Annotated in this window: 18 protein-coding genes and 1 pseudogene; 8 read left to right on the top strand and 11 right to left on the bottom strand. The window is 71.0% G+C overall.

The window, feature by feature from the left end:
• Positions 1-126 precede the first annotated feature (126 nt).
• Positions 127-1,125 carry a ParA family protein gene (locus VGN50_RS07895; RefSeq protein ID WP_327444186.1) on the top strand — a complete coding sequence of 333 codons (999 nt, stop codon included), beginning with the start codon at positions 127-129 and terminating at the stop codon, positions 1,123-1,125.
• A gap of 13 nt (positions 1,126-1,138) precedes the next feature.
• Positions 1,139-2,308 carry a ParB/RepB/Spo0J family partition protein gene (locus VGN50_RS07890; RefSeq protein ID WP_327444185.1) on the top strand — a complete coding sequence of 390 codons (1,170 nt, stop codon included), beginning with the start codon at positions 1,139-1,141 and terminating at the stop codon, positions 2,306-2,308.
• A gap of 55 nt (positions 2,309-2,363) precedes the next feature.
• Here VGN50_RS07890 and VGN50_RS07885 read toward each other — a convergent pair whose 3' ends face one another.
• From VGN50_RS07885 to VGN50_RS07845, 9 genes are all read right to left on the bottom strand, one after another.
• Positions 2,364-3,542 carry an N-acetylmuramoyl-L-alanine amidase gene (locus VGN50_RS07885; protein ID WP_327444184.1) on the bottom strand — a complete coding sequence of 393 codons (1,179 nt, stop codon included), beginning with the start codon at positions 3,540-3,542 and terminating at the stop codon, positions 2,364-2,366.
• 205 nt (positions 3,543-3,747) lie between these two features.
• Positions 3,748-4,074, bottom strand: coding sequence for a thioredoxin (trxA, locus tag VGN50_RS07880; protein WP_327444183.1), 327 nt, complete (start codon positions 4,072-4,074; stop codon positions 3,748-3,750).
• A gap of 111 nt (positions 4,075-4,185) precedes the next feature.
• Complete coding sequence (gene trxB / locus VGN50_RS07875; protein ID WP_327444182.1) at positions 4,186-5,190, bottom strand: thioredoxin-disulfide reductase; 1,005 nt, start codon at positions 5,188-5,190, stop codon at positions 4,186-4,188.
• A 110-nt stretch (positions 5,191-5,300) separates the two neighbouring features.
• Positions 5,301-6,095 (bottom strand): hypothetical protein, encoded by a 795-nt coding sequence (locus tag VGN50_RS07870; RefSeq protein WP_327444181.1) that lies wholly within the window; start codon positions 6,093-6,095, stop codon positions 5,301-5,303.
• 46 nt (positions 6,096-6,141) lie between these two features.
• Positions 6,142-6,738: an RNA polymerase sigma factor SigM gene (gene sigM, locus VGN50_RS07865; protein WP_327444180.1), complete on the bottom strand. Its 597-nt coding sequence runs from the start codon at positions 6,736-6,738 to the stop codon at positions 6,142-6,144.
• 22 nt (positions 6,739-6,760) lie between these two features.
• Entirely contained in the window at positions 6,761-8,713 is a 1,953-nt protein-coding gene (locus tag VGN50_RS07860; RefSeq protein WP_327444179.1) for a hypothetical protein, read from the bottom strand.
• A gap of 81 nt (positions 8,714-8,794) precedes the next feature.
• Positions 8,795-10,450 carry a murein biosynthesis integral membrane protein MurJ gene (murJ, locus tag VGN50_RS07855; RefSeq protein WP_327444178.1) on the bottom strand — a complete coding sequence of 552 codons (1,656 nt, stop codon included), beginning with the start codon at positions 10,448-10,450 and terminating at the stop codon, positions 8,795-8,797.
• On the bottom strand, positions 10,447-12,531 hold the full coding sequence (locus tag VGN50_RS07850) for a DUF6049 family protein (RefSeq protein ID WP_327444177.1): 2,085 nt from the start codon (positions 12,529-12,531) through the stop codon (positions 10,447-10,449). Before VGN50_RS07850 ends, murJ begins: the two co-directional genes overlap by 4 nt.
• The gene (locus tag VGN50_RS07845) at positions 12,531-13,016 is read right to left on the bottom strand and encodes an NUDIX hydrolase (protein WP_327444176.1); all 486 of its coding nucleotides are present in this window, start codon (positions 13,014-13,016) and stop codon (positions 12,531-12,533) included. The genes VGN50_RS07850 and VGN50_RS07845 overlap by 1 nt, the downstream gene beginning before the upstream one ends.
• 35 nt (positions 13,017-13,051) lie before the next feature.
• Between VGN50_RS07845 and VGN50_RS07840 the strand changes: the two genes are divergently transcribed.
• Entirely contained in the window at positions 13,052-14,533 is a 1,482-nt protein-coding gene (locus VGN50_RS07840) for a CCA tRNA nucleotidyltransferase (RefSeq protein WP_327444175.1), read from the top strand.
• Positions 14,534-14,612: 79 nt separating this feature from the next.
• Here VGN50_RS07840 and VGN50_RS07835 read toward each other — a convergent pair whose 3' ends face one another.
• Positions 14,613-15,704 carry an inositol-3-phosphate synthase gene (locus tag VGN50_RS07835; RefSeq protein ID WP_327444174.1) on the bottom strand — a complete coding sequence of 364 codons (1,092 nt, stop codon included), beginning with the start codon at positions 15,702-15,704 and terminating at the stop codon, positions 14,613-14,615.
• Positions 15,705-15,707: 3 nt separating this feature from the next.
• Entirely contained in the window at positions 15,708-16,337 is a 630-nt protein-coding gene (locus VGN50_RS07830; protein ID WP_327444173.1) for a PadR family transcriptional regulator, read from the bottom strand.
• Between the two features lie 205 nt (positions 16,338-16,542).
• Between VGN50_RS07830 and VGN50_RS07825 the strand changes: the two genes are divergently transcribed.
• The 5 genes and pseudogenes from VGN50_RS07825 to VGN50_RS07805 all read left to right on the top strand — a co-directional run.
• Positions 16,543-18,801 (top strand): transglycosylase domain-containing protein, encoded by a 2,259-nt coding sequence (locus tag VGN50_RS07825; RefSeq protein WP_327444172.1) that lies wholly within the window; start codon positions 16,543-16,545, stop codon positions 18,799-18,801.
• Positions 18,802-18,914: 113 nt separating this feature from the next.
• Positions 18,915-20,201 carry a glycosyltransferase 87 family protein gene (locus VGN50_RS07820; protein WP_327444171.1) on the top strand — a complete coding sequence of 429 codons (1,287 nt, stop codon included), beginning with the start codon at positions 18,915-18,917 and terminating at the stop codon, positions 20,199-20,201.
• Positions 20,202-20,379: 178 nt separating this feature from the next.
• Positions 20,380-20,667, top strand: coding sequence for a 30S ribosomal protein S6 (rpsF, locus tag VGN50_RS07815; protein ID WP_327444170.1), 288 nt, complete (start codon positions 20,380-20,382; stop codon positions 20,665-20,667).
• 58 nt (positions 20,668-20,725) lie between these two features.
• Positions 20,726-21,292: a single-stranded DNA-binding protein gene (locus VGN50_RS07810; RefSeq protein WP_327444168.1), complete on the top strand. Its 567-nt coding sequence runs from the start codon at positions 20,726-20,728 to the stop codon at positions 21,290-21,292.
• Positions 21,293-21,418: 126 nt separating this feature from the next.
• Positions 21,419-21,546 (top strand): annotated as a pseudogene (locus VGN50_RS07805) (30S ribosomal protein S18); the annotation flags it as partial.

The raw sequence follows: 21,546 nt of genomic DNA, 5'->3' as shown, positions 1-21,546 counted from the left end.
ATCGGCTGGCCCCTGGCCGCGGGCATCCCGAGCTCGACCGAGGAGCCCGGCACCGACTCTGCCGCGACTGGGAGGCCAGAGGGCCATGCGGCCCCGGTTTCACGTGAAACGACAGACGTCGCCTCGATGGTGTCCGCCGCAGAGGCGGCCCAGTCCGGCGTGAATGACCTGGTTTCACGTGAAACGCGCGAACGGGAAGAGCTGGCGGAGTCCCTTCCCACTGGCGACGACCAGACGCCTCTGGCGCAGGCAGTCGCGCAGGACGCCCGCAAACGCATCGCGCTGACCGGGCGGGTCTTCCCCAAGCCTGCGGCGACCCGCGTTCTGACCGTGGCGAACCAGAAGGGAGGTGTCGGGAAGACCACGACAACCGTGAATGTCGCCGCCGCCCTCGCTCAGGCGGGACTGACCGTGCTGGTCATCGACATCGACCCGCAGGGCAACGCCAGCACGGCGCTGGGGATCGAGCATCACGCCGAAGTCACCAGCATCTATGACGTGCTGGTCGACGGCGTGCCGATCGCCGACGTGGTGCAGGAGTGCCCCGACCTTCCCGGTCTGTGGTGCGCGCCGGCCACCATCGACCTCGCGGGTGCCGAGATCGAGCTCGTCTCGCTCGTCGCCCGGGAGACCCGCCTGCAGAGGGCCATCGCGGCATACCTCGAGGGTGCGGCCACGCACGGCAAGCCGGTCCCCGACTACGTCCTTATCGACTGCCCACCCAGCCTCGGCCTGCTCACTGTGAACGCGTTCGTGGCCGCGCAGGAAGTGTTCATCCCCATCCAGTGCGAGTACTACGCACTCGAGGGACTGTCCCAGCTGCTCAAGAACATCGAGCTGATCCGCTCCCACCTCAACCCGACGCTGCACGTCTCCACCATCCTGTTGACGATGTATGACGGGCGTACCCGCCTCTCTGCCCAGGTCGCGGACGAGGTGCGCGCGCACTTCCCAGAGCAGGTGCTCCGCAACACCGTGCCGCGCTCGGTCCGCATCTCCGAGGCGCCCAGCCACGGCCAGACCGTGATGACGTACGACCCCAACTCCAGCGGTGCGCTGTCGTATCTCGGGGCTGCCGCCGAGCTCGCCGATCGCGGGGCTGCACTCGCCCCTGCGAAGAACTGACAAAGGAACCCGTATGAGTGAGAAGCGTCGTGCTCTCGGCCGAGGCCTGGGCGCCCTGATCCCCAACGCCCCGACGTCACCGGCCACGAGCCGGCCGGTCGACGTGTTCTTTCGCGACCAGCAGCCCACCGACGGCGCCCAGGTGCAGCCGGCGGTGGACGGCGGGAGCGCCGGCGTGGACGGTGCCGGGGGTGCGGACGGAGCCGTCCTGTCGACGGCCGAGCCGACGCAGGCCACGAGCGAGTGGCGCCCGGCCGGGATGAACGACGGCGACCACGAGGGCGATGGGGAGGAGGCCGTGGTCACCGGTGGCTCCGCCAACGGATCCAACGATGGTCAGGGTCTGGCTCCGGTCCCGGGTGTGTCCTATGGCGAGCTCCCGGTCGGTGCGATCCGGCCCAACCCGCGACAGCCACGGTCGGTGTTCGACGAGGACGACATGGCCGAGCTGGTGCACTCGATCCGTGAGATCGGAGTGCTCCAACCCATCGTCGTACGGCCCATTCCTGCAGGTCAGAGCGATGTGGCCGACGGTGTGGCCTACGAGCTCATCATGGGTGAGCGACGTTGGCGTGCCTCGCAGGAGGCCGGCAAGGAGACCGTGCCGGCCATCGTCAAGGAGACCGACGACGACGACCTGTTGCGCGACGCGCTCCTGGAGAACCTCCATCGCAGTGAGCTGAACGCGCTCGAGGAGGCTGCGGCCTACCAGCAGCTGCTCGAGGACTTCGGGTGCACCCACGACGAGCTGGCCGCACGTATCGGGCGCTCGCGTCCCCAGATCTCCAACACCCTGCGGTTGCTGCGGCTGCCCCCGATCGTGGCGCGCCGGGTCGCCGCCGGCGTCCTGTCGGCCGGCCACGCTCGCGCGCTTCTGGCCCTGGACGACGCCGCGGCCATGGAGCGCCTGGCCCAGCGCATCGTCGCCGAGGGGCTCAGCGTGCGCAGCGTCGAGGAGATCGTGGCCCTCGGCGGTGACCAGGAGAAGGCCACTCGTCGCCGTCCGCGGGCGGGCGGCCGCCACCCCCAGCTCGACGACCTGGCCGCGCGGCTGTCAGACCGGTTCGACACGCGCGTCAACATCGCGCTGGGGCAGCGCAAGGGCAAGCTGACCGTGGAGTTCGCCTCGGTGGAGGACCTCCACCGCATCGTCGACCTGCTCGGGGTGGACGCCAAGAGCTAGCGCCGGGAGACGCCCGCAGCACGACGGCAGCGCGCAGATCGGCGCGGACAGGCCCTCAGCCGTGCTGGGCGAGGAACGCGCGCAGGTCGCCGAGGCGCAGGACGCCCGTGGTGGCGGTGTCGTCGTCGCCCAGATAGAGCCGCTGGAGGGCGATGAGCACGGCTTCGGCGATGGTGTCGCGGAACGACGGCTCCGCCAGGCGCTGAGCGTCGCTGGGATGGGTGAGATAGCCGGTCTCGACGCGGACGGCGGGCATCCGGGTCTGCTGCAGCAGCGTCCAGGACCGTCCGTGCGAGCGACAGTTGGGCAAGCCCGTGCGGGCCACGAGCTCTCGCAGCAGCAGGTCGGCGAAGTGCTCACCGACCGCTGACCAGGAGGTTCGCCGGTCGCGCCCGAAGAAGAAGGTGGCCACTCCGCTCGCGTCCGCTGCGTCGTGGGAGTCGCAGTGCAGCGAGATGACCAGGTCAGCACCGGCGGCGTTGGCGATCGCGGCCCGCTCGTCCTCGGTCGGACAGGTGGTCTCGGTGCGCGTGTAGACCACGGAGACGCCGATAGCCGTCAGCCGGCCCTCGATGCGTCGAGCGAGGTCCATCACCAGGGAGGACTCGACCAGGCCGTTGGCCGTGGCGCCGGTGTTGTCGCCGCCGTGCCCGGGATCGAGCACGACTGTGCGGCCGCTGAGGTTGTGCCCGGAGCGGCGCACCTGCTCCCGCTCGCGCAGGGTGGTGGCCGAGCCGCCGGAGACCGACCGGCGCAGGTCCTCGAAGGCGCGCAGCGTCTCAGGACCCACCGACCCGTCCCCAGGCAGGCCGTAGGACCGCTGGAAGGCTCGCACCGCGCGCTCGGTCTGAGGGCCGAAGCGGCCGTCGACGCGACCCGCGCCGAAGCCGAGGGTGTTCAGACGCTCCTGGAGGGCCACGACGTCCTCGCCGCCGAGCAGGTGGCCGGGGGTGTACAGCAGGATCCGGTCGCCCAACGCCCATCTGGCGCCGTCGATCGCGGAGAAGGTCTCGACCCCCACGACCCCGTCGACGATGAGCCCCCTGTGCTGCTGGAACGCTCGCACCGCCCGCTCCAGCTGCTCGTCGAACACGTCGGCGGCGACCTCGGGGCCGACCAAGCCGCGCAGCTCGGGCAGCTCGTCCTGCGGCAGTGCTGCCAGCCGGGCACGAACGTCGGCTACGGCGGAGCCCCGGCTTCCGAGACCGAGCAGGCCCTGTTTGCTGTCGGACAACGGGGCCTCCTTCAGGAGCGTCGGTGGGACGTTGCTGCAGGTCAAGGCAGCATGGGCAGGGCGGCGGGGGCCCGGACGAGACCAGAGACGTCCGAGCCTAGGTCAGACCGGGATCAAGGACCAACCGAGCACAGAGCGGCGGCGGGCAGGCCAGCGCCGGCCGGACCGCGGGGTCCGGCCGGCGCCTGCCGGCGAGAGGGGACGCTCAGCCGAGGTAGTCGGCGAGCTCGCGGACCAGCTTGGGCTTGGGCATGGCGCCGACGAGCGTCTTGACGACCTCGCCGCCGACATAGACATTGAGCGTCGGGATGCCGGTGATGCCGTAACGGCTGCTGACCTGCAGGTTCTCGTCGGTGTTGAGCTTGACGATGTCGATCTTGTCGGCGTGCTGGACGGCGAGCTCCTCGAGCACCGGGGCGACGGCGCGGCACGGCCCGCACCACGGTGCCCAGAAGTCCACGAGGACCGGCTTGTCGTTCTGCAGGACGTCGGCCTCGAAGGTGGCGTCGGTCGTGTCCTTGATGGCTCCCACTGGGGGCTCCTTTCGGTGGTGCGGTGGAGGGGATCGGTATGCCGTGGGCTCAGGATCGCAGCCCGCGGTGACAGGGGTCGGCCCGAAGGCCGGGTCAGGCGTCGGCCTGGCTCATCGGGCGAGCGCGGGCTCGTCGATCAGGGCCGCGTCGGGCGCAGGCATCCCGGCGTGCTGGCGGTCGGCGAGGAACCGCTCGGCGTCCAGCGCTGCGGCGCACCCCGAGCCCGCAGCGGTGATCGCCTGGCGGTAGGTGTGGTCCACGAGGTCACCGGCCGCGAACACGCCCTGGACGTTGGTGCGCGAGGTGCGGCCCTGGACCAGGACGTAGCCCTCGTCATCCAGGTCCACGACGTCCTTGACGAGCTCGTTGCGCGGGTCGTGGCCGATGGCGACGAACAGGCCGGTCACGGGCAGCTCGCGCGTCTCGCCGGTCACGGTGTCGCGCAAGGTCACGCCGGTGAGCTTGGCGTCACCGTGGATGGCCGCCACCTCGGAGTTCCAGGCGAACCGGATCTTGTCGTTGCTCATGGCCCGCTCGGCCATGATCTTGGACGCGCGCAGCTCGTCGCGGCGGTGCACGATCGTCACGGACCGGGCGAACTTGGTCAGGAACGTCGCCTCCTCGACCGCGGAGTCGCCGCCGCCCACGACGGCGATGTCCTGGTCACGGAAGAAGAAGCCGTCGCAGGTGGCGCACCACGAGACGCCGTGGCCCGAGAGTCGTTTCTCGTCGGGCAGGCCGAGCTCGCGGTAGGCGGAGCCCATCGCCAGGATCACGGCATACGCACGGTAGGTCGTGCCCTCGGCGTCGACCACGGTCTTGACGTCGCCGTCGAGGCTGACCGACTCGACGTCGTCGGTGACGATGTCGGCGCCGAACCGCTCGGCCTGGGCGCGCATGTTCTCCATGAGCTCGGGGCCCATGATGCCGTCGCGGAAGCCGGGGAAGTTCTCGACCTCGGTGGTGTTCATGAGCGCGCCGCCGGCCGTGACGGCACCCTCGAAGAGCAGGGGAGCGAGGTTGGCGCGCGCCGCGTAGACGGCTGCGGTGTAGCCGGCGGGGCCGGAGCCGATGATGATCAGGTTGCGGATCTCTTCGGAGACGGTGGTGCTCACGCGGCTACAGCCCCTTGTGGTCGAAGCGGTGGTGCACCGCTACATACGGTGCTGGTTGCTGCAACCGATCGTAGGGCCTGATTGTTCCGGACACGTGCCCGCCGGGCCGCTCATCCGACATGCAAAGGACCGGCCAGCACGGCGCCCGCTCCGCTGGTGCAGCGGCGGTCGACGGCATACGCGATCTGTGCGGTGACCGTGTGCACCATGACCACCACGGCTGACCGACCGTCGAAGCTGGCCACGTCGGCGCTGACCTGGGCCGCAGGGTCCAGCCGCAGCATGGCCAGGCAGGGGGCCAGCCCTCGGGGGGTGGCCGCCGGCCCCATGGCCGGCGACTCGGCCGCCAGGGGAGCCAGCGGGGTGCCGGGGTGGGCCAAGAACGCGCGGACCTGCTGGGGGAAGGCGCCCCGCGTGTATGCCGTGCCGCTTGCGTAGATGCGCGGCGCCGCCAAGGTGCCGGCGACGGACCCTCCACCCTGGCCGACCGCCGCACTGGAGGGCGCGCCGGGCGGCGTCCGAAGACTGGCGGCCGACCCGGCGGAGACCTGGCTTCCGTGCTGCATCGGCGACAGTGACGCGAGCCAGCTCGCCGGGCCGCTCGAGAGCAGGGCGGGCAGCGCGACCACGGCGATGGCCGCCGCGGCTGCGGCGAGCCCGAGGCGCTGCCAGCGGAGGCGTCGGCGGCTCTCGATCGCGATGACCGGCGTACCCGCACGGGCTTCTTGCTCGGCCGCGATCGAAGAGCTGATGCGGGCGACCAGGTCGGCGGGCATGGGCCCCGGAGCCGGCAGGGCACCGAGCAGGGCGCGCACACCGGTGGGGTCGTCCAGGTCGGCCTCGGGACGCGGGTGGCGCTCGCGGTCACGACCGGATCCGAACGGGGGCACGGGTGGGGGACTCACCACGGCGACCTCCAGACGGCGCGACACACCTGACATGGGTACGACGTCACGGCTGCCCCGTTGGTTCCCGCAGGAGCGCTGCCATGGCCTCCCGGCCGCGGCTGCATCGCGACTTGACCGTGCCCTCGGGCACCTGGAGGATCTCGGCCGCCTCGGCCACCGAGAGCCCGTGCAGGTCCACCAGGACGAGGGCGACCCGCTGCCCCTCCGGGAGGCGGTCGAGCGCTTGTCGCACGTCGAGGCGCACCTCGAGGGCACGCTGCTCATCCCGAGTGTCGGGCAGCTCGGACTCGGGCAGCTCACGGGTGGGTCGTTCTCGTCGCAGGCGGTCGAGGCAGGCGTTGACGACGATCCGGTGCAGCCAGGTGGTGACCGCTGCCTCGCCTCGGTAGGACGCCGCCCGCCGGAAGGCGGAGATGAATGCTTCCTGCACGCAGTCCGCAGCCAGCTCGGGCTGGCCGGTCGTCCGCAGGGCCACCGCCCACATGCGGTCACGGTGCCTGCGGAAGAGCTCGCCGAAGGCTTCGGTATCGCCCTCTAGGTGGCGCTGCACCAGCTCACGGTCGTCGAGCCCGGTCAGCGCTGGGCCGGCCGAGCCGCTACGCGGTCCGTTGCCCGACCCCTCGTCGCTACGACCGTCCATGGGGCGCCTGCCCTGGTCCGGGTCAGCGGGCCGCGACCTCGGCGAGGGTCGCCCGGAAGCGTCCACCCGAAGCCTGCGAGATCTTGGTGAACCAGACGATGAGGTACTGGCCGGTCGCCGGGGAGGGGGCCGTCACGGTGACCGCGCCGCTCTTGCCGCTCGACGTACCGAGGGGGATGGCCCCATCCAGGCTGGGTTTGGACGAGACGTAGACGGTGAGGTCCGAGGCGGTCGGCAGGACCAGTGAGACGGTGCTGACCTTGCGGGGCTGGCCGAGGTCGACCAGCACTCCGACGCCCTTCTTGAGGCCGCCGAACGCCGGGCTGGCGTAGCCCTCAGAGCTCCAGAACGTGGCAGGGTTGCCGTCGAAGACACGGGGTGCCTCGCCGTTGCGCTCGGCGTTGTCGCCCTGGGGGTCGAAGCCGGTGGCGCCGACGATGGGGAAGGGCGCTCCGGCAGGGGCCGGTGCGCTCGACGAGCCGCCCGACCGCTGGACAGTGGTGGGCGAGGCGGTCACTGTGACGGTGGGCCGTGGGTTCGGGGATCCGAGGTTGAGGCTGGACCCCGAGCCGATCCGGGAGGCACCCCAGAAGCCCAGCAGGGTCACCAGGACGAGGAAGCCGCCGATGATCGCGAGCACGAGCTTGGACTGGTCGCGGGTGGGCGCCTGGGCCGTCTCAGGCGGCAGCAGGGGCAGCGGCGGCTCGATCGGCTCGTCGCCGGCGAGCAGTGCGTCATCGAGGCTGATGCGACGCTGCTCCGCCCGCGCCTCGGCGGCCTGGCGGGCGGCCCTGCGCTCGGCCGCTTTGTCTGCGGCGGCCTTGGCGAAGACGCCGACCTTGTGGGCCGCGGCACCGGCAGCCTGACCCGCAGCCTGGCCGGCGGTGCCGAGCGCGGAGCCGACGGCTGCGGCTCCCGCAGCAGCGGCCCCTGCGGCAGCCGCACCGGCACCGGCTGCAGTGCCAGCAGTGGTGCCAGCCCCAGCGGACCCGGGCGCCCCCGCCACAGGGCCGATGCCGGGGTCCTCGGTCGCGGGCTCGTCCAGAAAGGGGCCGGACGGCTGCGCCATGGGCTTGGTGATGGGCTCGGTGGCCTCGGCACGGCGGAGCTCGGCGGCTGTCGCAGCACGCAGCTCGGCGACGGGCAGAGCCAGGGTCTTGTCCATCTCGGCGTCGGAGTCCGAGGCGGTCGCTCTCGTGCCGCCGACACCCCACACCGGGATGGGGGACCAGGGCGCGATCTGCGTGGCGAAGTCGCCCGGCGTCAGGGGCCCCTCGTCGTCGTTGAGCGTCAAACGGCACAGCCCGTCGAGGTCGCCGGGCACCCCGGCTGCGATCTCCGACGGCGCGGGCACGCCGTTTGCCAGCCGCGGGGCCGGCTCCAGGCCGGGCACGGTGCCCTGCAACGGCCACCGGCTGGTCAGCGCGGCATACGCGAGGGCCACGACGCCAATGGCGTCGGCGCGCGACGCCTGGGTCGAGTCGAGATCCTCGACCCCCTTGAGTGCGGATGCGGTCGCGACCCCTCTGACCTTGATGGTGCCGTCCGAGGCGCGCATGACGACGGCAGGTGTGAGGTCGAGGTGGTGCAGTCCGCGGGCCCGGGCAGCCTCGAGCCCCGTGGCCGCCTCGCCGGCGATGCGCCGAGCCTCCTCGGCCGGCAGCCCGCCCTGAGCCAGGACGTGCGCCAGGGTCTCGGCGTCGGGCAGTGCCTCCTCGATGAAGAACGCGATCCCCTCGGACCGTCCGACGTCCAGCACACGGACGAGCCGGTGGTTGTCGAGCCCCGCAGCCCGGCGAGCGGCGTCCAGTGCCGCGTCGGCATGGGCGCTGTCCTCGGCGAAACAGGTCGCGACGACGTCGCGCTCCAGGGTCAGGTCGTGGGCGGACCAGCGCTCGGAGCTCGGCAGCTGCTCCAGGCGACGCTGCACGGCGTAGCGACCGCCCAGCACCGTCGAGGGGCCTACCCCGTGCACACTGCCTCCTGAGAGTCGTCAGAATCGTGGGAACCGCCGGATCATGCCGCTCGTGCCGGCCTCATCCTATGGTCTGGGCCGTCACGAGGGACGTCGGCGGACCCGCCGCAGCACCGGGTCGAGCAGCTGGGCGACCTCCTCGACGCGCATGAGGTGGGCGAACGCCAGCGCCGCCAGCACGAAGATGCCACCCCCCACCAGCAGCTGCTCCAGCGCCCCGGTCCACGATGCGGCATCGACCCCGAGGGCCCCCATCAGGCGGATCACGAGCCACCCGAGCAGAGCAGCGGCCACCGAGGCGACCAACAGACGCAGGTAGGTGCGGATGGTGCCGGCCAGCCGCAGCGAGCCGAGGCGCCCGCGCAGGAGCATGAAGCCCACGATGGCGGCCACGAGGTTGCTCAGGGTCTGCCCGAGCCCGACGACGATGCCCGTGCGGGCCGGGTCGACGATGGCCGCCACCAGGTTGGCCACGGTGGCGACGACGGTGACGACGACCTGCAGGTAGAACGGGGTCTTGGCGTCCTCGAACGCGTAGAACACCCGCTGGATGAGGTACAGCCATCCGAACGGCACGAGTCCGAGCATCATCGCGATCATCACGTGCGCGATGGCCCGGCTCTCGGTGGGCGAGTTGTCGAAGAAGGCCACGCGGGTCGCTTGGGTGCCCAGCAGCACCATGGCGACCGTGCCAGGGACCAGCAGGACCGCGGGCATCCGCAGGCCCCGGCCGAGGTCCACGACGACGGCGGCACGGTCACGTCGGTGGGCGGCGAGCGAGAGGCGGGTGAACAGGGCGGTCACGAGGGAAACGGTGATGAGCGAGTGCGGAAGCATGAACAGCAGGAAGGCGTAGCCGTAGGCGGCCAGGCCTGCGCCGGACTGCCCGCGCACGTCGAGCAGGTGGCCGGCGCGGGTCATGACCTGCGAGGTGACGATGTAGCCGACCTGGCTCAGCGCGACGGCGGCGAAGGTCCAGCCCGCGACCCGCGTGGCGCTGCGCAGCCCGACCCCACGGAACCCCCAGACCGGCCGGTACCGGAAGCCGCTGGCGCGCAGCGGGAGCCACAGGGCTGCCGCCTGCGCGGCCACCCCCAGTGTGGAGGTGCCGGCGAGGACCCAGATCATCGGTGCGGTCCACCCGCTGACGGGCACCTTGGAGGCGAAGCTGAGCTGGAACCATAGGAGCCCGGCGATGGCGACGATGTTGGCCAGGGCGGGGGCCCACATGTATGCCGCGAACTGGCCGCGCGCGTTGAGTACCTGTCCGAACAGGGTGTAGAGCCCGTAGAACAGGATCTGCGGCAGGCAGATGAAGGCGAACGCGGTGGCCAGCGCAAGCGCCTGGGAGTTCCAGTCGCCCGTAGCGAAGATCCGGACCAGGAGCGGGGCGGCCGCGGTAGCGATCACGGTGGCCCCGAGCATGATCGTCAGCGACAGGGTCAGCAGCCGGTTGACGAACTCGTGGCCGCCGTCGTCGTGGCTGGCGGCCTTGGTGATCTGGGGGACGAGGACGGCGTTGAGCACGCCGCCGGCCAACAGCAGGTAGAACTGGTTGGGCAGCGTGTTGGCCACCTGGAAGGCATCCGCGGACAGGCCGATGCCGATGGTTCCACCGAGCAGGGCCGCCCTGCCGAAGCCCAGGACCCGCGAGACGACCGTGCCCGCCGCCATGACGGCACTCGACTTGGCGAGGCTGGCCTGGGCGTCACGGGGCTGTCCCGAGGAGTCGGTCATGGGTGGGCCCTCCCGGGCAGCTGGTGGTCATCGGAGACGGGCCGACGGCTGAAGGACCGGACGATACCCAGGAGCAGGATCACCAGGGCCACACCGCCCAGTGACCAGTACACCCAGTTGCCGGTCGGGGTCACGTGGACCTCGACGTCGGCCCCCTGACCGATGACCGTGCCGTCGGGGGTGGTGAGCGTGGTGCGAAGCGGCACCACCCCGGCGGCCAGGGCCGTCACCCCGACGCTGACCGTGGCCCGGCTCTGAGCGCCGATGCGCAGGATCGGCGGCTGGCGGTCGATCCGCAGCCGGGGGTTGGCGGCCTCGACGGTCACCTTGATGTCCTTCACCGGCACGTCGAGCCCGTTGGTGACGGTGATCTGGAGCCGCCCGGTGTCGGCGAGGAAGTTGATGGTGCCGGCCGCGACCTTGACGGCGGTCGTTGTCTGCCGGGTCGCGGCCAGGATCCGGCCGTCGAGGGTGTTCCAGGCGACTGGTGCCGTGCGCCATCGCGTGGAGGCGAGCTGTTCGGCGGCGCGAGCCCAGGTGCGGGCGAACCGGGCGCCGTCGTCGCGTACCTGGGCCACGCCGCGTACGGTCCGCAGGGTCTGCTCCAGCGCGGCGAGCTTGGAGGCGGTGAGCACCGGTGGCAGTGAGGCCGTCGCCGGGTCGGCCGGCCGGGTGACGGGCGCTGCGGCACTCGGCACCGCGGTCCGAGCGGCGGCCAGCTCGGCCGACGTGCCGGTGGTCGTGAGCCAGGGGATCGAGGCGGCGGCAGCCAGGAAGGCATGGGCCGTGGCCGGGTCCGGGTCGAAGGTGCGCGGCGCGACGACGAACAGGGTCCGTCCCTGCGTTCCCGGCAGGTCGTTGAGCAGTGCGGCGGACTCGGCGACGAACTGCTGCGTGCTCAACGCGCCCTGGTCGGGGGTCGTGGTCTTCGCGAACAGCGCGCTCAACCCGTCGTCGTACGCGAGCAGCGCCAGGCCGCTGGTGCTCCGCTGCGCGGCATTCGGGCTGCCGCCACCGGGACCGGTCGCCCGACTGGCGATCGAGGTGACCTCGGCCGCGAGTGCCGGACTGTCGTAGAGGCCGCGCGTCGCGGCCTCGGTCGTGGTGGTGGTCCCGGCGTCGGCGGGCCACGCGATGTCGGCCCGTCCGCCCAGTGCGTGGGCCACCGTGGCGGCCCGCCCCACGAGCGTGGTCAGCAGTGAGCGGCCGCTGATGGCCCCTGAGGCGGCCCCCACGTCGGCGTCGGTGTCGGGCAACACCCACGGGGTATGCCGCGTGACGCCGTTCCTGATGCGCGCCTCCACGGCCGTACGGAGCGCGGACTCCTGGGTGGTGCCCACAGCGGCGTCCACGCCCTGGGGCAGCAAGGAGGGTGTGAGCGTGGGGTCGACTGCCCAGGTCACCTGCGCGTCGGTCGTCGCGTCGAGGACTCGGCCCAGCCGGGACGTCGGCCCCAGCGCCTGCGCCCACGCGGCCTCGCGGTCAGCCCCCGCCGGACCGAACAGGTTCGGGTCGGGATCGAGCGTCAACGGCACCGCCCAGGCCACGGACATGGGCTGGTACTGCTTGATCCACTGGTAGCCGGCGAAGGTGCGCACGCTGGTGGTGCCGGTCTCCACACTGATCGGCAACGCGCCGTACCTCATCGCTCCGTGCTGGTCGAGGCCCTTCACCTTGACTGCGAAGGCGGCGGCCGCGCCGGGGGCCAGGTTGACGGCCAGCGAGGTGTGCCCGACCTCGGAGCCCTGCGCTGGGCCGGTGGCCTTGGCCCACTGCAGGATCTCGGCGCGGTCGAGGTTCTCGTCCCGCAGGACGACCCGCACCGTCGGCTTGCGCAGCGTGGCCGGTGTGGTGTTGCGGATCGTGCCGGTGATCGTCAGGGTCTGACCCGGTCGGAGCACGGCTGGAGTGATGGCGGTCAGCTCCAGCCCAGGACCGGTGCCTGTCACTGCCGCACTCGGCACCGACCCGGGCGGGTCCGCGGGCAGGCCGTGGGCAGGGAGCGAGGGGTCGAGGAGCGCGAGCAGGGGCACCACCACGAGTGCCGCCGTGATGAGGCGGCCGAGGGGGCGTGGAGCCATCAGCCATCTCCGGAGAGTCGTGCCCAGGCCTGGCGCGCGATCCGTCGCTCGTTGGGGAAGGTGAGGTGCTCGTGCGCCTGGCGCAGCGGCAGCCAGGCGACGTCGATCGCTTCGTGGTCGGGGTCGTTCTCGATGCTGAGCCGGCCGCCGGTGGCCTCCAGCAGGTAGTGGTGCACGTACTTGTGCACCCGCCGGTCGCTCGTGGCGAACCAGTAGTCGATCGTGCCCAGCTCGGTCAGCACGCGACCCTGGATGCCGGTCTCCTCGGCGACCTCACGGGCGGCGGCCTGCGGGAGGGTCTCGCCGTTCTCGAGGTGACCCTTGGGCAGGCACCACTCCACCCGGCCCGCTCGGTTGCGCCGCGCGATGACGGCGATCCGGGCCTCGCCCTCGTGCACGTCCACGACGACTCCGCCGGCGGAGCGCTCCTCCACGGCGGGCAGGCGGCGCGTCAGCCGCTCCGAGTCGCGGATAGGGGAGGTCACCACGCCACTCTAACGACGCCCTACCCTTGTCCCTCATGTCCACCGCCGATCCCCGCGAGCCGCAACGCGCCGTCCTGGAGCGTGCGGTGGCCCAGCTGGCGCCGGTGCTGCCCGTGCTCACCGAGCTGGGTGAGCTGTTCGCCGCGCGCGGCCACGAGCTGGCGATCGTGGGGGGCCCGGTGCGCGACGCATTCCTCGGCCGCCGCTCGCCCGACCTCGACTTCACGACCAGCGCCTCGCCGGAGGAGACCCTGGCGATCCTGCGGCCGTGGGCGGATGCCCATTGGGACGTGGGCCGCGAGTTCGGCACGATCGGCGCTCGCCGCGGCGAGCACACCGTCGAGGTGACGACCTATCGCGCCGACGCCTACGACGGCCGGACCCGCAAGCCCGTGGTGGCGTTCGGTGACAACCTCGAGGACGACCTCGTGCGCCGCGACTTCACTGTCAACGCCATGGCGCTGCGCCTGCCGAGCATGGCTTTCGTGGACCCGTATTCCGGGTTGGCCGACCTGGGGAAGCGACGGCTGCGCACGCCGTCCTCCCCGCAGGTCTCGTTCGGTGACGACCCGCTGCGGATGCTGCGGGCCTGCCGGTTCGCGGCGCAGCTCGGCTTCACCGTGGCACCGGAGGTCGCCGCGGCCCTGCAGGACATGGCGGCCTCGATCGAGATCGTCTCGGCCGAGCGCGTCAAGGACGAGCTCACCAAGCTCCTCATGGCTCCCCAACCCCGCGCCGGGCTGCGCCTACTCGTCGACTCCGGCCTCGCGGCATACGTCCTGCCTGAGCTGCCCGCGCTGCGCCTGGAGGTGGACGAGCACCACCGCCACAAGGACGTCTACGAGCACTCGCTCACCGTCCTCGACCAGGCCATCGCCCTGGAGGGGCCGCCCGACGGTCCGCCCGAGTCCGTGCCCGGCCCCGATCTCGTGCTGCGGCTCGCCGCCCTCCTGCACGACATCGGCAAGCCGGGGACGCGCCGGTTCGAGCCGGGCGGAGGCGTCTCCTTCCACCACCACGAGGTGGTGGGCGCCAAGCTGGCGGCCCGTCGCCTCAAGGCCCTGCGCTTCGACAAGGACACGGTCAAGGCGGTGGCCCGACTGGTGGAGCTGCACCTGCGCTTCCACGGCTACGGCGAGGGGCAGTGGACCGACTCGGCGGTGCGCCGCTACATCACCGACGCGGGGCCCCTGCTACCACGGCTGCACCGGCTGACCCGCTCGGACTCCACGACGCGCAACGCCCGCAAGGCGGCTCGGCTGGCCCGTACCTACGACGAGCTTGAGGCACGCATCGCGGTCCTGCAGGAGCAGGAGGAGCTCGCGAAGGTCCGGCCCGAGCTCAATGGCAACGAGATCGCTGAGGTGCTGGGCATCCGGCCCGGGCCGGTGCTCGGGCGGGCCTACGCGCACCTGCTGGAGGTCCGGCTGGACCGCGGCCAGATCGGGCGCGAGGCGGCCGAGCAGGCCCTGCGCGACTGGTGGGCCCAGCAGCCCGAGTCCGGCCCGCAGTCCTGACCCTCGCCGCATACGGAAGGGCCCCCGGATCGCTCCAGGGGCCCTTCGTATGCCGCGTCAGATGTGCTGCGCTTGGTCCTCAGCGCTCTTCGGTGCCGGCGATGAAGGCCTCGAGCTTGGCGCGGCCCTCGTTGTCCTCGCGCTGCACAGGCGGGGACTTCATGAGGTAGGACGAGGCGCTGAGCAGCGGGCCGCCGATGCCGCGGTCCTTGGCGATCTTGGCCGCACGGATGGCGTCGATGATGATGCCGGCGGAGTTCGGGGAGTCCCAGACCTCGAGCTTGTACTCGAGGTTCAGGGGGACGTCACCGAACGCGCGGCCCTCGAGGCGCACGTAGGCCCACTTGCGGTCGTCGAGCCACTGCACGTAGTCCGACGGGCCGATGTGGACGTTCTTGTCCTCGATCTTGCCGGCGAGCTCACCGTGCAGGTTGGAGGTGACGGCCTGGGTCTTCGAGACCTTCTTGGACTCGAGGCGGTCGCGCTCGAGCATGTTCTTGAAGTCCATGTTGCCGCCGACGTTCAGCTGGTACGTGCGGTCCAGGGCCACGCCCCGGTCCTCGAACAGCTTGGCCATGACGCGGTGGGTGATGGTGGCACCGACCTGGCTCTTGATGTCGTCGCCGATGATCGGCACGCCGGCCGCCTCGAACTTGGCCGCCCACACGGGGTCGGAGGCGATGAACACGGGCAGCGCGTTGACGAAGGCCACGCCCGCGTCGATGGCGCACTGGGCGTAGAACTTGTCTGCCTCTTCCGAGCCCACCGGCAGGTAGGACACGAGGACGTCGGCCTGGGTGTCCTTGAGGACCTGGACGACGTCGACCGGGGTGGCGCCGGACTCCTCGATGGTCAGGCGGTAGTACTTGCCGAGCCCGTCGAGGGTGTGGCCCCGCTGGACCTCGATGCCGGTGGTCGGCACGTCGGCGATCTTGATGGTGTTGTTCTCGGAGGCGTTGATCGCCTCGGCGAGGTCCTTGCCGACCTTCTTGTCGTCGACGTCGAACGCCGCCACGAACTCCACGTCGTTGACGTGGTAGTCGCCGAACATGACGTGCATGAGCCCGGGCACAGAGCCGGTCGGGTCAGCGTCCTTGTAGTACTCGACTCCCTGCACCAGCGAGCTGGCGCAGTTGCCGACGCCAACGATGGCGACGCGCACGGATCCCATGTGTTACTCCTTGTTTCGGATGGAACTGGTCGGGGTGGGGCCAGTAGTGCTTGAGGTATGCCGCGCGGTCGGCGCGGCGGGGATGTTGCGTTCGGCGGTGATGAGCTCGTTGAGCCAGCGCACCTCGCGCTCCGCGGCGTCCTCACCGTGCTGGCTCAGAGCGGCCGTGTAGGAGTCGATGCGCTCGCGGTTCTTGGCCGCCGTGGTGCGGATGTTCTCCAACCGCTCCTCGAGCCGGCTGCGGCGGCCCTCGAGGATGCGCAGCCGGACCTCGGCCTCGGTCCGGGCGAAGAACGCAAAGTGGACGTCGAAGGTGTCGTCCTCCCACGCCGTCGGCCCGGCCTGCTTGGCCAGCTCCTGGAACTGTTCCTTGCCCTCTGCGGTCAGCTCGTAGACGATCCGGGCTCGCTTGGAGCCCGAGGTCGCTGCCGTCAGGGCCCCCGGGCCGGTCGCCTCGGAGATCCAGCCCCGGTCGAGCAGGCCCCGCAGACAGGGGTAGAGCGTGCCGTAGGAAAGGGCCCGGAAGACGCCGAGGGCGGCGTTGAGGCGCTTGCGCAGCTCGTAGCCGTGCATGGGGCTCTCGTGCAGCAGTCCGAGGACGGCGAACTCGAGTAGCTCCGAACGTCGACTCATGACGGGCACCTCCTTCCAGGCAGAATGTCGGATAAGCCTACCACTCGATATATCGCCGCGATATATCCGTGGTAGAGCACCCCTGGAGGGCGTGACGGGCGCCGCAGTGTGCGGGATGCGCCGTTCTCATCGCGGACGGTCATACTGAAGGTCAGCTCACGCGGGTCTCCCGCGTGACTCTTGTCTGTCTGAACGAGAAGGTCGTATGAGTTCCTCACGCCCCGCCACCCGCGCCCAGACGGGCACGAGCAAGCCCCGCACCTCCGGCCCCCAGGGCTCCGGCTCCGGGGGCTCGGCCTCAGGGGGCTCCGGCTCCAAGGGCTCCGGCGGCGGCCGGGGTGCAGGCCGTGGCCGGCGCTGGGCGGTCATCGCGGGGCTGACCGCGCTCGGCGTGCTGCTGCTGATGGTGGTGGGCTTCTTCGTCGCCTACGCGACGATCCAGACGCCGCAGCCCAACGACCTGGCCAGTGCACAGGCATCGATCATCTACTACGCCGACGGCAAGACCGAGCTGGACCGGATCAGCGAGGTCAACCGCCAGTCGGTGACGCTCTCGCGGGTGCCCAAGCTGGTCCAGGAGGCCCACCTCGCTGCCGAGGACCGCAACTTCTACCAGAACTCCGGCATCAGCCCATCCGGCATCGCGCGTGCCGTCTGGGTCGGCCTGCGCGGTGGGCAGACGCAGGGTGGCTCGACGATCACCCAGCAGTACGTCAAGAACTACTTCCTGACCCAGGACCAGACCCTCACGCGCAAGCTCAAGGAGATCGTCATCTCCATCAAGATCGCGAAGCAGGAGTCCAAGGACACCATCCTGGAGAACTACCTCAACACGATCTACTACGGCCGTGGGGCCTACGGCGTGGAGACGGCGGCCCGCGCGTACTTCGGCAAGGACGTGTCGCAGCTGACGGTGTCGCAGGGCGCCCTGCTGGCCTCGGTGATCCGCGGGCCGTCCTACTACGACCCGCGCCTGGGCCCGCAGGAGAAGGCCAACGCCGAGAGCCGGTGGCACTACGTCATCGACGGCATGGTGACCAAGGGCTGGCTGACCAAGGCCGAGGCGGCCAAGGCGACGTTCCCCACCACGATTCCGTACGTTCCCCAGAAGCGCACCGGCGGCCCCAACGGCTACATCACCGACGCCGTCAAGCGCGAGCTCAAGGCCAAGCTGAAGCTCTCCGACTCCGACATCGACCGGGGTGGCTATCGCATCGTCACCACCATCGACAAGCGGGCGCAGGAGGCTGCCGTCAAGGCCGTGAAGGCCCGGATGCCCACGGGTCCCGGCACCGAGACGCTGCGAGTCGGGCTGGCGGCCATCAAGCCCGGCGACGGCGCCGTGGTCGCGATGTACGGCGGGGCCGACTTCCAGAAGGACCAGTTCAACACCGCGACCCAGGCCCAGATGCAGGCCGGCTCGACCTACAAGGCCTTCACCCTGCTCGCCGCTCTCCAGCAGGGCATCAGCACCAAGACCCGGTTCAACGGGGCGTCCCCGCAGTTCTTCCCCGAGTTCCGCGACTCCTCAGCGGCGACGTCGTTCCTGCGGTCGGGCGGCGTTGCGAACTTCAACGACGAGCAGTTCGGCAACATCGACCTGCGCACGGCGACAGGCCACTCGGTCAACACCGTCTTCGCGCAGCTCAACATCAAGGTGGGTCCCGACAAGACCAAGGCTGCTGCGGTGGCCGCCGGGCTGCCGGAGAAGGCCCAGAACAGCACCTACTCCAACGTGTTCGGCACGAGCCAGGAGCACGTGATGGACATGGCCAACGCCTACGCGACCATCGCCGCGCAGGGGCAGCGGGCCACGCCCTACCTCATCAAGAGCGTCGGCGGCGGCCCTGGCGGCCTGACCTACACCGCCAAGCCGGCGCCCAAGCCCGTGTTCGACAAGAAGGTCATGGCCGACGAGATCGAGGCGCTCCAGCAGCCCGTCAAGATCGGCACAGCGACCTTCGCCCAGGCCCTTGGCCGGCCGGCGGCGGGCAAGACCGGCACGACGACGGACAACAAGTCGGCCTGGTTCGACGGCTTCACTCCTCAGCTGACGGCCGCGGTCGGCATGTACAGCACGGGCAAGAACGGCGCCGAGCTGTCGATGAACCACGTGCCGGGTGTCGGTCAGCTCACCGGTGGCACCGTCCCGGTCGAGATCTGGACCGACTTCATGCAGGCCGCCCTGCAGGGGCAACCCGTCCTGAACTTCCCGCCGCGCGCGGGGATCGGTGACTCGAGCATCTACACCCCGCCGCCGAGCACCACGTCGACCACGTCCTCCTCCACCACCACGACCACGACGACGACCACGACGACGACCACCACCACCACCACGACGGCTCCCCCCACGAGGACCACAACGGCACCCCCGACGGTGACCGTGTCGCCGCCGATCCCGACGACGTCGAAGCCCACGATCACCGTGCTGGGGCAACAGAGCCCGCCGCCCACAACGCCGTGACCCGAGCAGTCGACACGCTGCCGAGCGGGTCAGCGTCGGGCGGCCCACTGGCTTTCGCCGGGGGGCCACTCGGTCGCCATGCCTCGGCTCGGGCTCGTTCCTGGCTGGCCACGGTGGTGCCCCTGCTCGTCGCCACGGGGGCGACGATGGCTCTGTCGGTGGCCCAGCGGGCGCATTGCGTGCAGATGGGGTGGGTCGGCTCGGACCAGTTCTGGCACGGCTGCTTCTCCGACCTGCCCTCGACGTACCAGATCGGCCACCTCCACAGTGGCCTCGCGGCATACGTGGGGGGAACCGGTGTCACCTCCGACCACCCGGTGCTCACCGGTGCGGTGATGGCCGCCCTCGGGGGGATCGTCCCCGACGGAGCGCTGGTCGACCAGACCCGGGCCTACTTCGCGCTATGGGCCGTCCTGGGCACCGTCCTGGCGGCGGCCACCGTCTGGCTGACGGCGGCCGCTCGCCCGCGCCGGGCCCTGGATGCCGCCCACGTCGCGCTGAGCCCCGTGCTGCTGCTGGCGGCGATGGTGTCCTCCGACCTGTTCGGCGTCGCGCTCGTGAGCGGTGGCATCTGGGCCTGGAGCCGCCGCCGGCCGGCGCTGGCGGGCGCCCTGCTCGGCTGTGCGGTCGCTGCGCGGACGTACCCGTTGCTCGTCCTGCTCGCGCTCGTCGTCCTCGGTCTGCGAGCCGGACGGCTCGCTGCGGTCGGCCGCGTCTTGGCGGCGGCCGCCGGCGCTGTCGCGGTCGTGCTGCTGCCGTTCCTGGTCGGCAACCCCGCGGCCATCACGCGGTTCCTGCAGGTCTGGGGAGACAGCATGGCGGGGCTGGGGTCCGTGTGGATGCTGCCGCAGCTGCTCACCGGCACCGCGCTGCCCGTGGCCGCCACCACCGTGCTGGCGCTGGTCGGGCTGGTCCTCACGATCCTGGCCGGCTGCCTGTTCGCCCTGTCCACGGTGCGTCGGCCCACGCTGGCCGAGGTCAGCCTGGTCCTCGTGGGGCTGGCGCTCATCACCGGCAAGAGCTTCCCCGTGCAGTCCTCCCTCTGGCTTGTCCCCCTGGTCGCCCTGTGTGGCCTGCGCTGGCGCGACCACCTGGTCTGGGCGAGCGCCGAGGCGCTGCACTTCGTCGCGGTGTGGCTCTATGTCGGGGGTCTGTCCCGTCCCGACCGTGGGCTCCCACCCGGGTGGTATGCCGTGTTCCTCGTGCTCCGCGTGGCCTCGGTGGCGTACCTGGTGGGGCGGGTGTGGCACACGGCCGCCCAGCGGCGCGAGGTCCCCGAGGTCAAGGCTGAGCCGGACGGGGAGGTCGAGCAGGACCAGCTGGTCGAGCAGGACGAGCCGGACGAGCTCGCCGGCGTGTTCGGCGCGGCGCCCGACCGGCTCATCGTCCGCCTGGGCTAGTCCCCACTCCGAGCCAGTGGCACCTGTGGACGACGATTCGGCGTTGTCGTCACGGCCCGGTACCCTGGTCAGGTTCTTCCTCGGCTCTCCGTCCCGGCGGGCTGCGGAGATGACATTGCAACCCTCCTGTCACGGAGAGACCGTGACCGCCATAGACCAAAGGAGGCGGGTTATCAGCATGCGTCAGTACGAACTCATGGTCATTCTCGACCCCGAGCTCGACGACCGGACCGTCGCGCCGTCGCTCGACAAGTTCCTCACCGTCGTGACCAAGGACAACGGCAGCGTCGACAACGTCGACATCTGGGGCCGTCGTCGGCTGGCCTTCGACATCAAGAAGAAGTCCGAGGGCATCTACGCCGTCGTCAACTTCACCGCGGAGCCGGCCACGGCCAAGGAGCTGGACCGCCAGCTCGGGCTGAACGAGTCGGTCATGCGCACCAAGCTCCTGCGCCCTGGCGCCTGAGCACCTGATCTGACCGGACCCACCGGACACCCACCACACCGAACAGGGGACACGCTTCATGGCTGGCGACACCGTCATCACCGTCATCGGCAACATCACCGGCGACCCCGAGCTGCGCTTCACTCCCTCGGGCGCTGCCGTTGCGAACTTCACCGTGGCCTCGACGCCGCGGCAGTTCGACCGGCAGTCCAACGAGTGGAAGGACGGCGAGACGCTGTTCATGCGCTGCTCGGTGTGGCGTGACGCCGCCGAGAACGTCGCGGAGTCCCTCCAGCGGGGCACCCGCGTCATCGTCTCCGGCCGCCTCAAGTCTCGCTCGTACGAGACCAAGGAGGGTGAGAAGCGCACCGTCGTCGAGATGGAGGTCGACGAGGTCGGCCCCTCGCTGCGCTACGCCACCGCCAAGGTCAACCGCACCCAGCGAGGCACCGGCGGCGGAGGCTTCTCCGGCGGCGGCCAGGGTGGGCAGGGCGGCTTCGGCGGCCAGCAGGACGACCCGTGGGCGACCGGCCCGTCGGCCGGCTCGCAGGGCGGCCAGCAGTCGGCGCCTCAGGGTGGCCAGCAGCCGGCGCCGCAGGGCGGCGGCTGGGGAGCCGCTCCGTCCTACGACGAGCCCCCGTTCTGACCGGTCCGGTCAGCCTCGATGCCAGGGCCCCCCGCCCCCGGCGTCCACCTGAGAGAACGTAAGACCACCATCCCTGGGAGACCAGGGCTCATCCGCTGAGACACTCAGCAGAAGGAGAGCACCACGATGGCCAAGCCCGTTGTGCGCAAGCCCAAGAAGAAGGCCAACCCGCTGAAGGCGGCGAAGGTCGAGAACATCGACTACAAGGACACCGCGCTGCTGCGCAAGTTCATCTCCGACCGCGGCAAGATCCG

The organism is Pedococcus sp. (assembly GCF_036000045.1).
In the GTDB taxonomy this organism is placed as follows: Bacteria; Actinomycetota; Actinomycetes; order Actinomycetales; family Dermatophilaceae; genus Pedococcus.
Note: the sequence above shows the minus strand (reverse complement) of the source record. Positions and strands in the feature narration are given on the sequence as shown.

Bases quoted from the DNA above. Each gene is read 5' to 3' on its own strand.
- VGN50_RS07895 (WP_327444186.1), top strand. From the start codon at position 127: ATGGTGTCCGCCGCAGAGGCGGCCCAGTCCGGCGTGAATGACCTGGTT.
- VGN50_RS07890 (WP_327444185.1), top strand. From the start codon at position 1,139: ATGAGTGAGAAGCGTCGTGCTCTCGGCCGAGGCCTGGGCGCCCTGATC.
- sigM (WP_327444180.1), bottom strand. From the start codon at position 6,738: ATGGACGGTCGTAGCGACGAGGGGTCGGGCAACGGACCGCGTAGCGGC.
- murJ (WP_327444178.1), bottom strand. From the start codon at position 10,450: ATGACCGACTCCTCGGGACAGCCCCGTGACGCCCAGGCCAGCCTCGCC.
- VGN50_RS07850 (WP_327444177.1), bottom strand. From the start codon at position 12,531: ATGGCTCCACGCCCCCTCGGCCGCCTCATCACGGCGGCACTCGTGGTG.
- VGN50_RS07840 (WP_327444175.1), top strand. From the start codon at position 13,052: ATGTCCACCGCCGATCCCCGCGAGCCGCAACGCGCCGTCCTGGAGCGT.
- VGN50_RS07835 (WP_327444174.1), bottom strand. From the start codon at position 15,704: ATGGGATCCGTGCGCGTCGCCATCGTTGGCGTCGGCAACTGCGCCAGC.
- VGN50_RS07830 (WP_327444173.1), bottom strand. From the start codon at position 16,337: ATGAGTCGACGTTCGGAGCTACTCGAGTTCGCCGTCCTCGGACTGCTG.
- VGN50_RS07825 (WP_327444172.1), top strand. From the start codon at position 16,543: ATGAGTTCCTCACGCCCCGCCACCCGCGCCCAGACGGGCACGAGCAAG.
- rpsF (WP_327444170.1), top strand. From the start codon at position 20,380: ATGCGTCAGTACGAACTCATGGTCATTCTCGACCCCGAGCTCGACGAC.
- VGN50_RS07810 (WP_327444168.1), top strand. From the start codon at position 20,726: ATGGCTGGCGACACCGTCATCACCGTCATCGGCAACATCACCGGCGAC.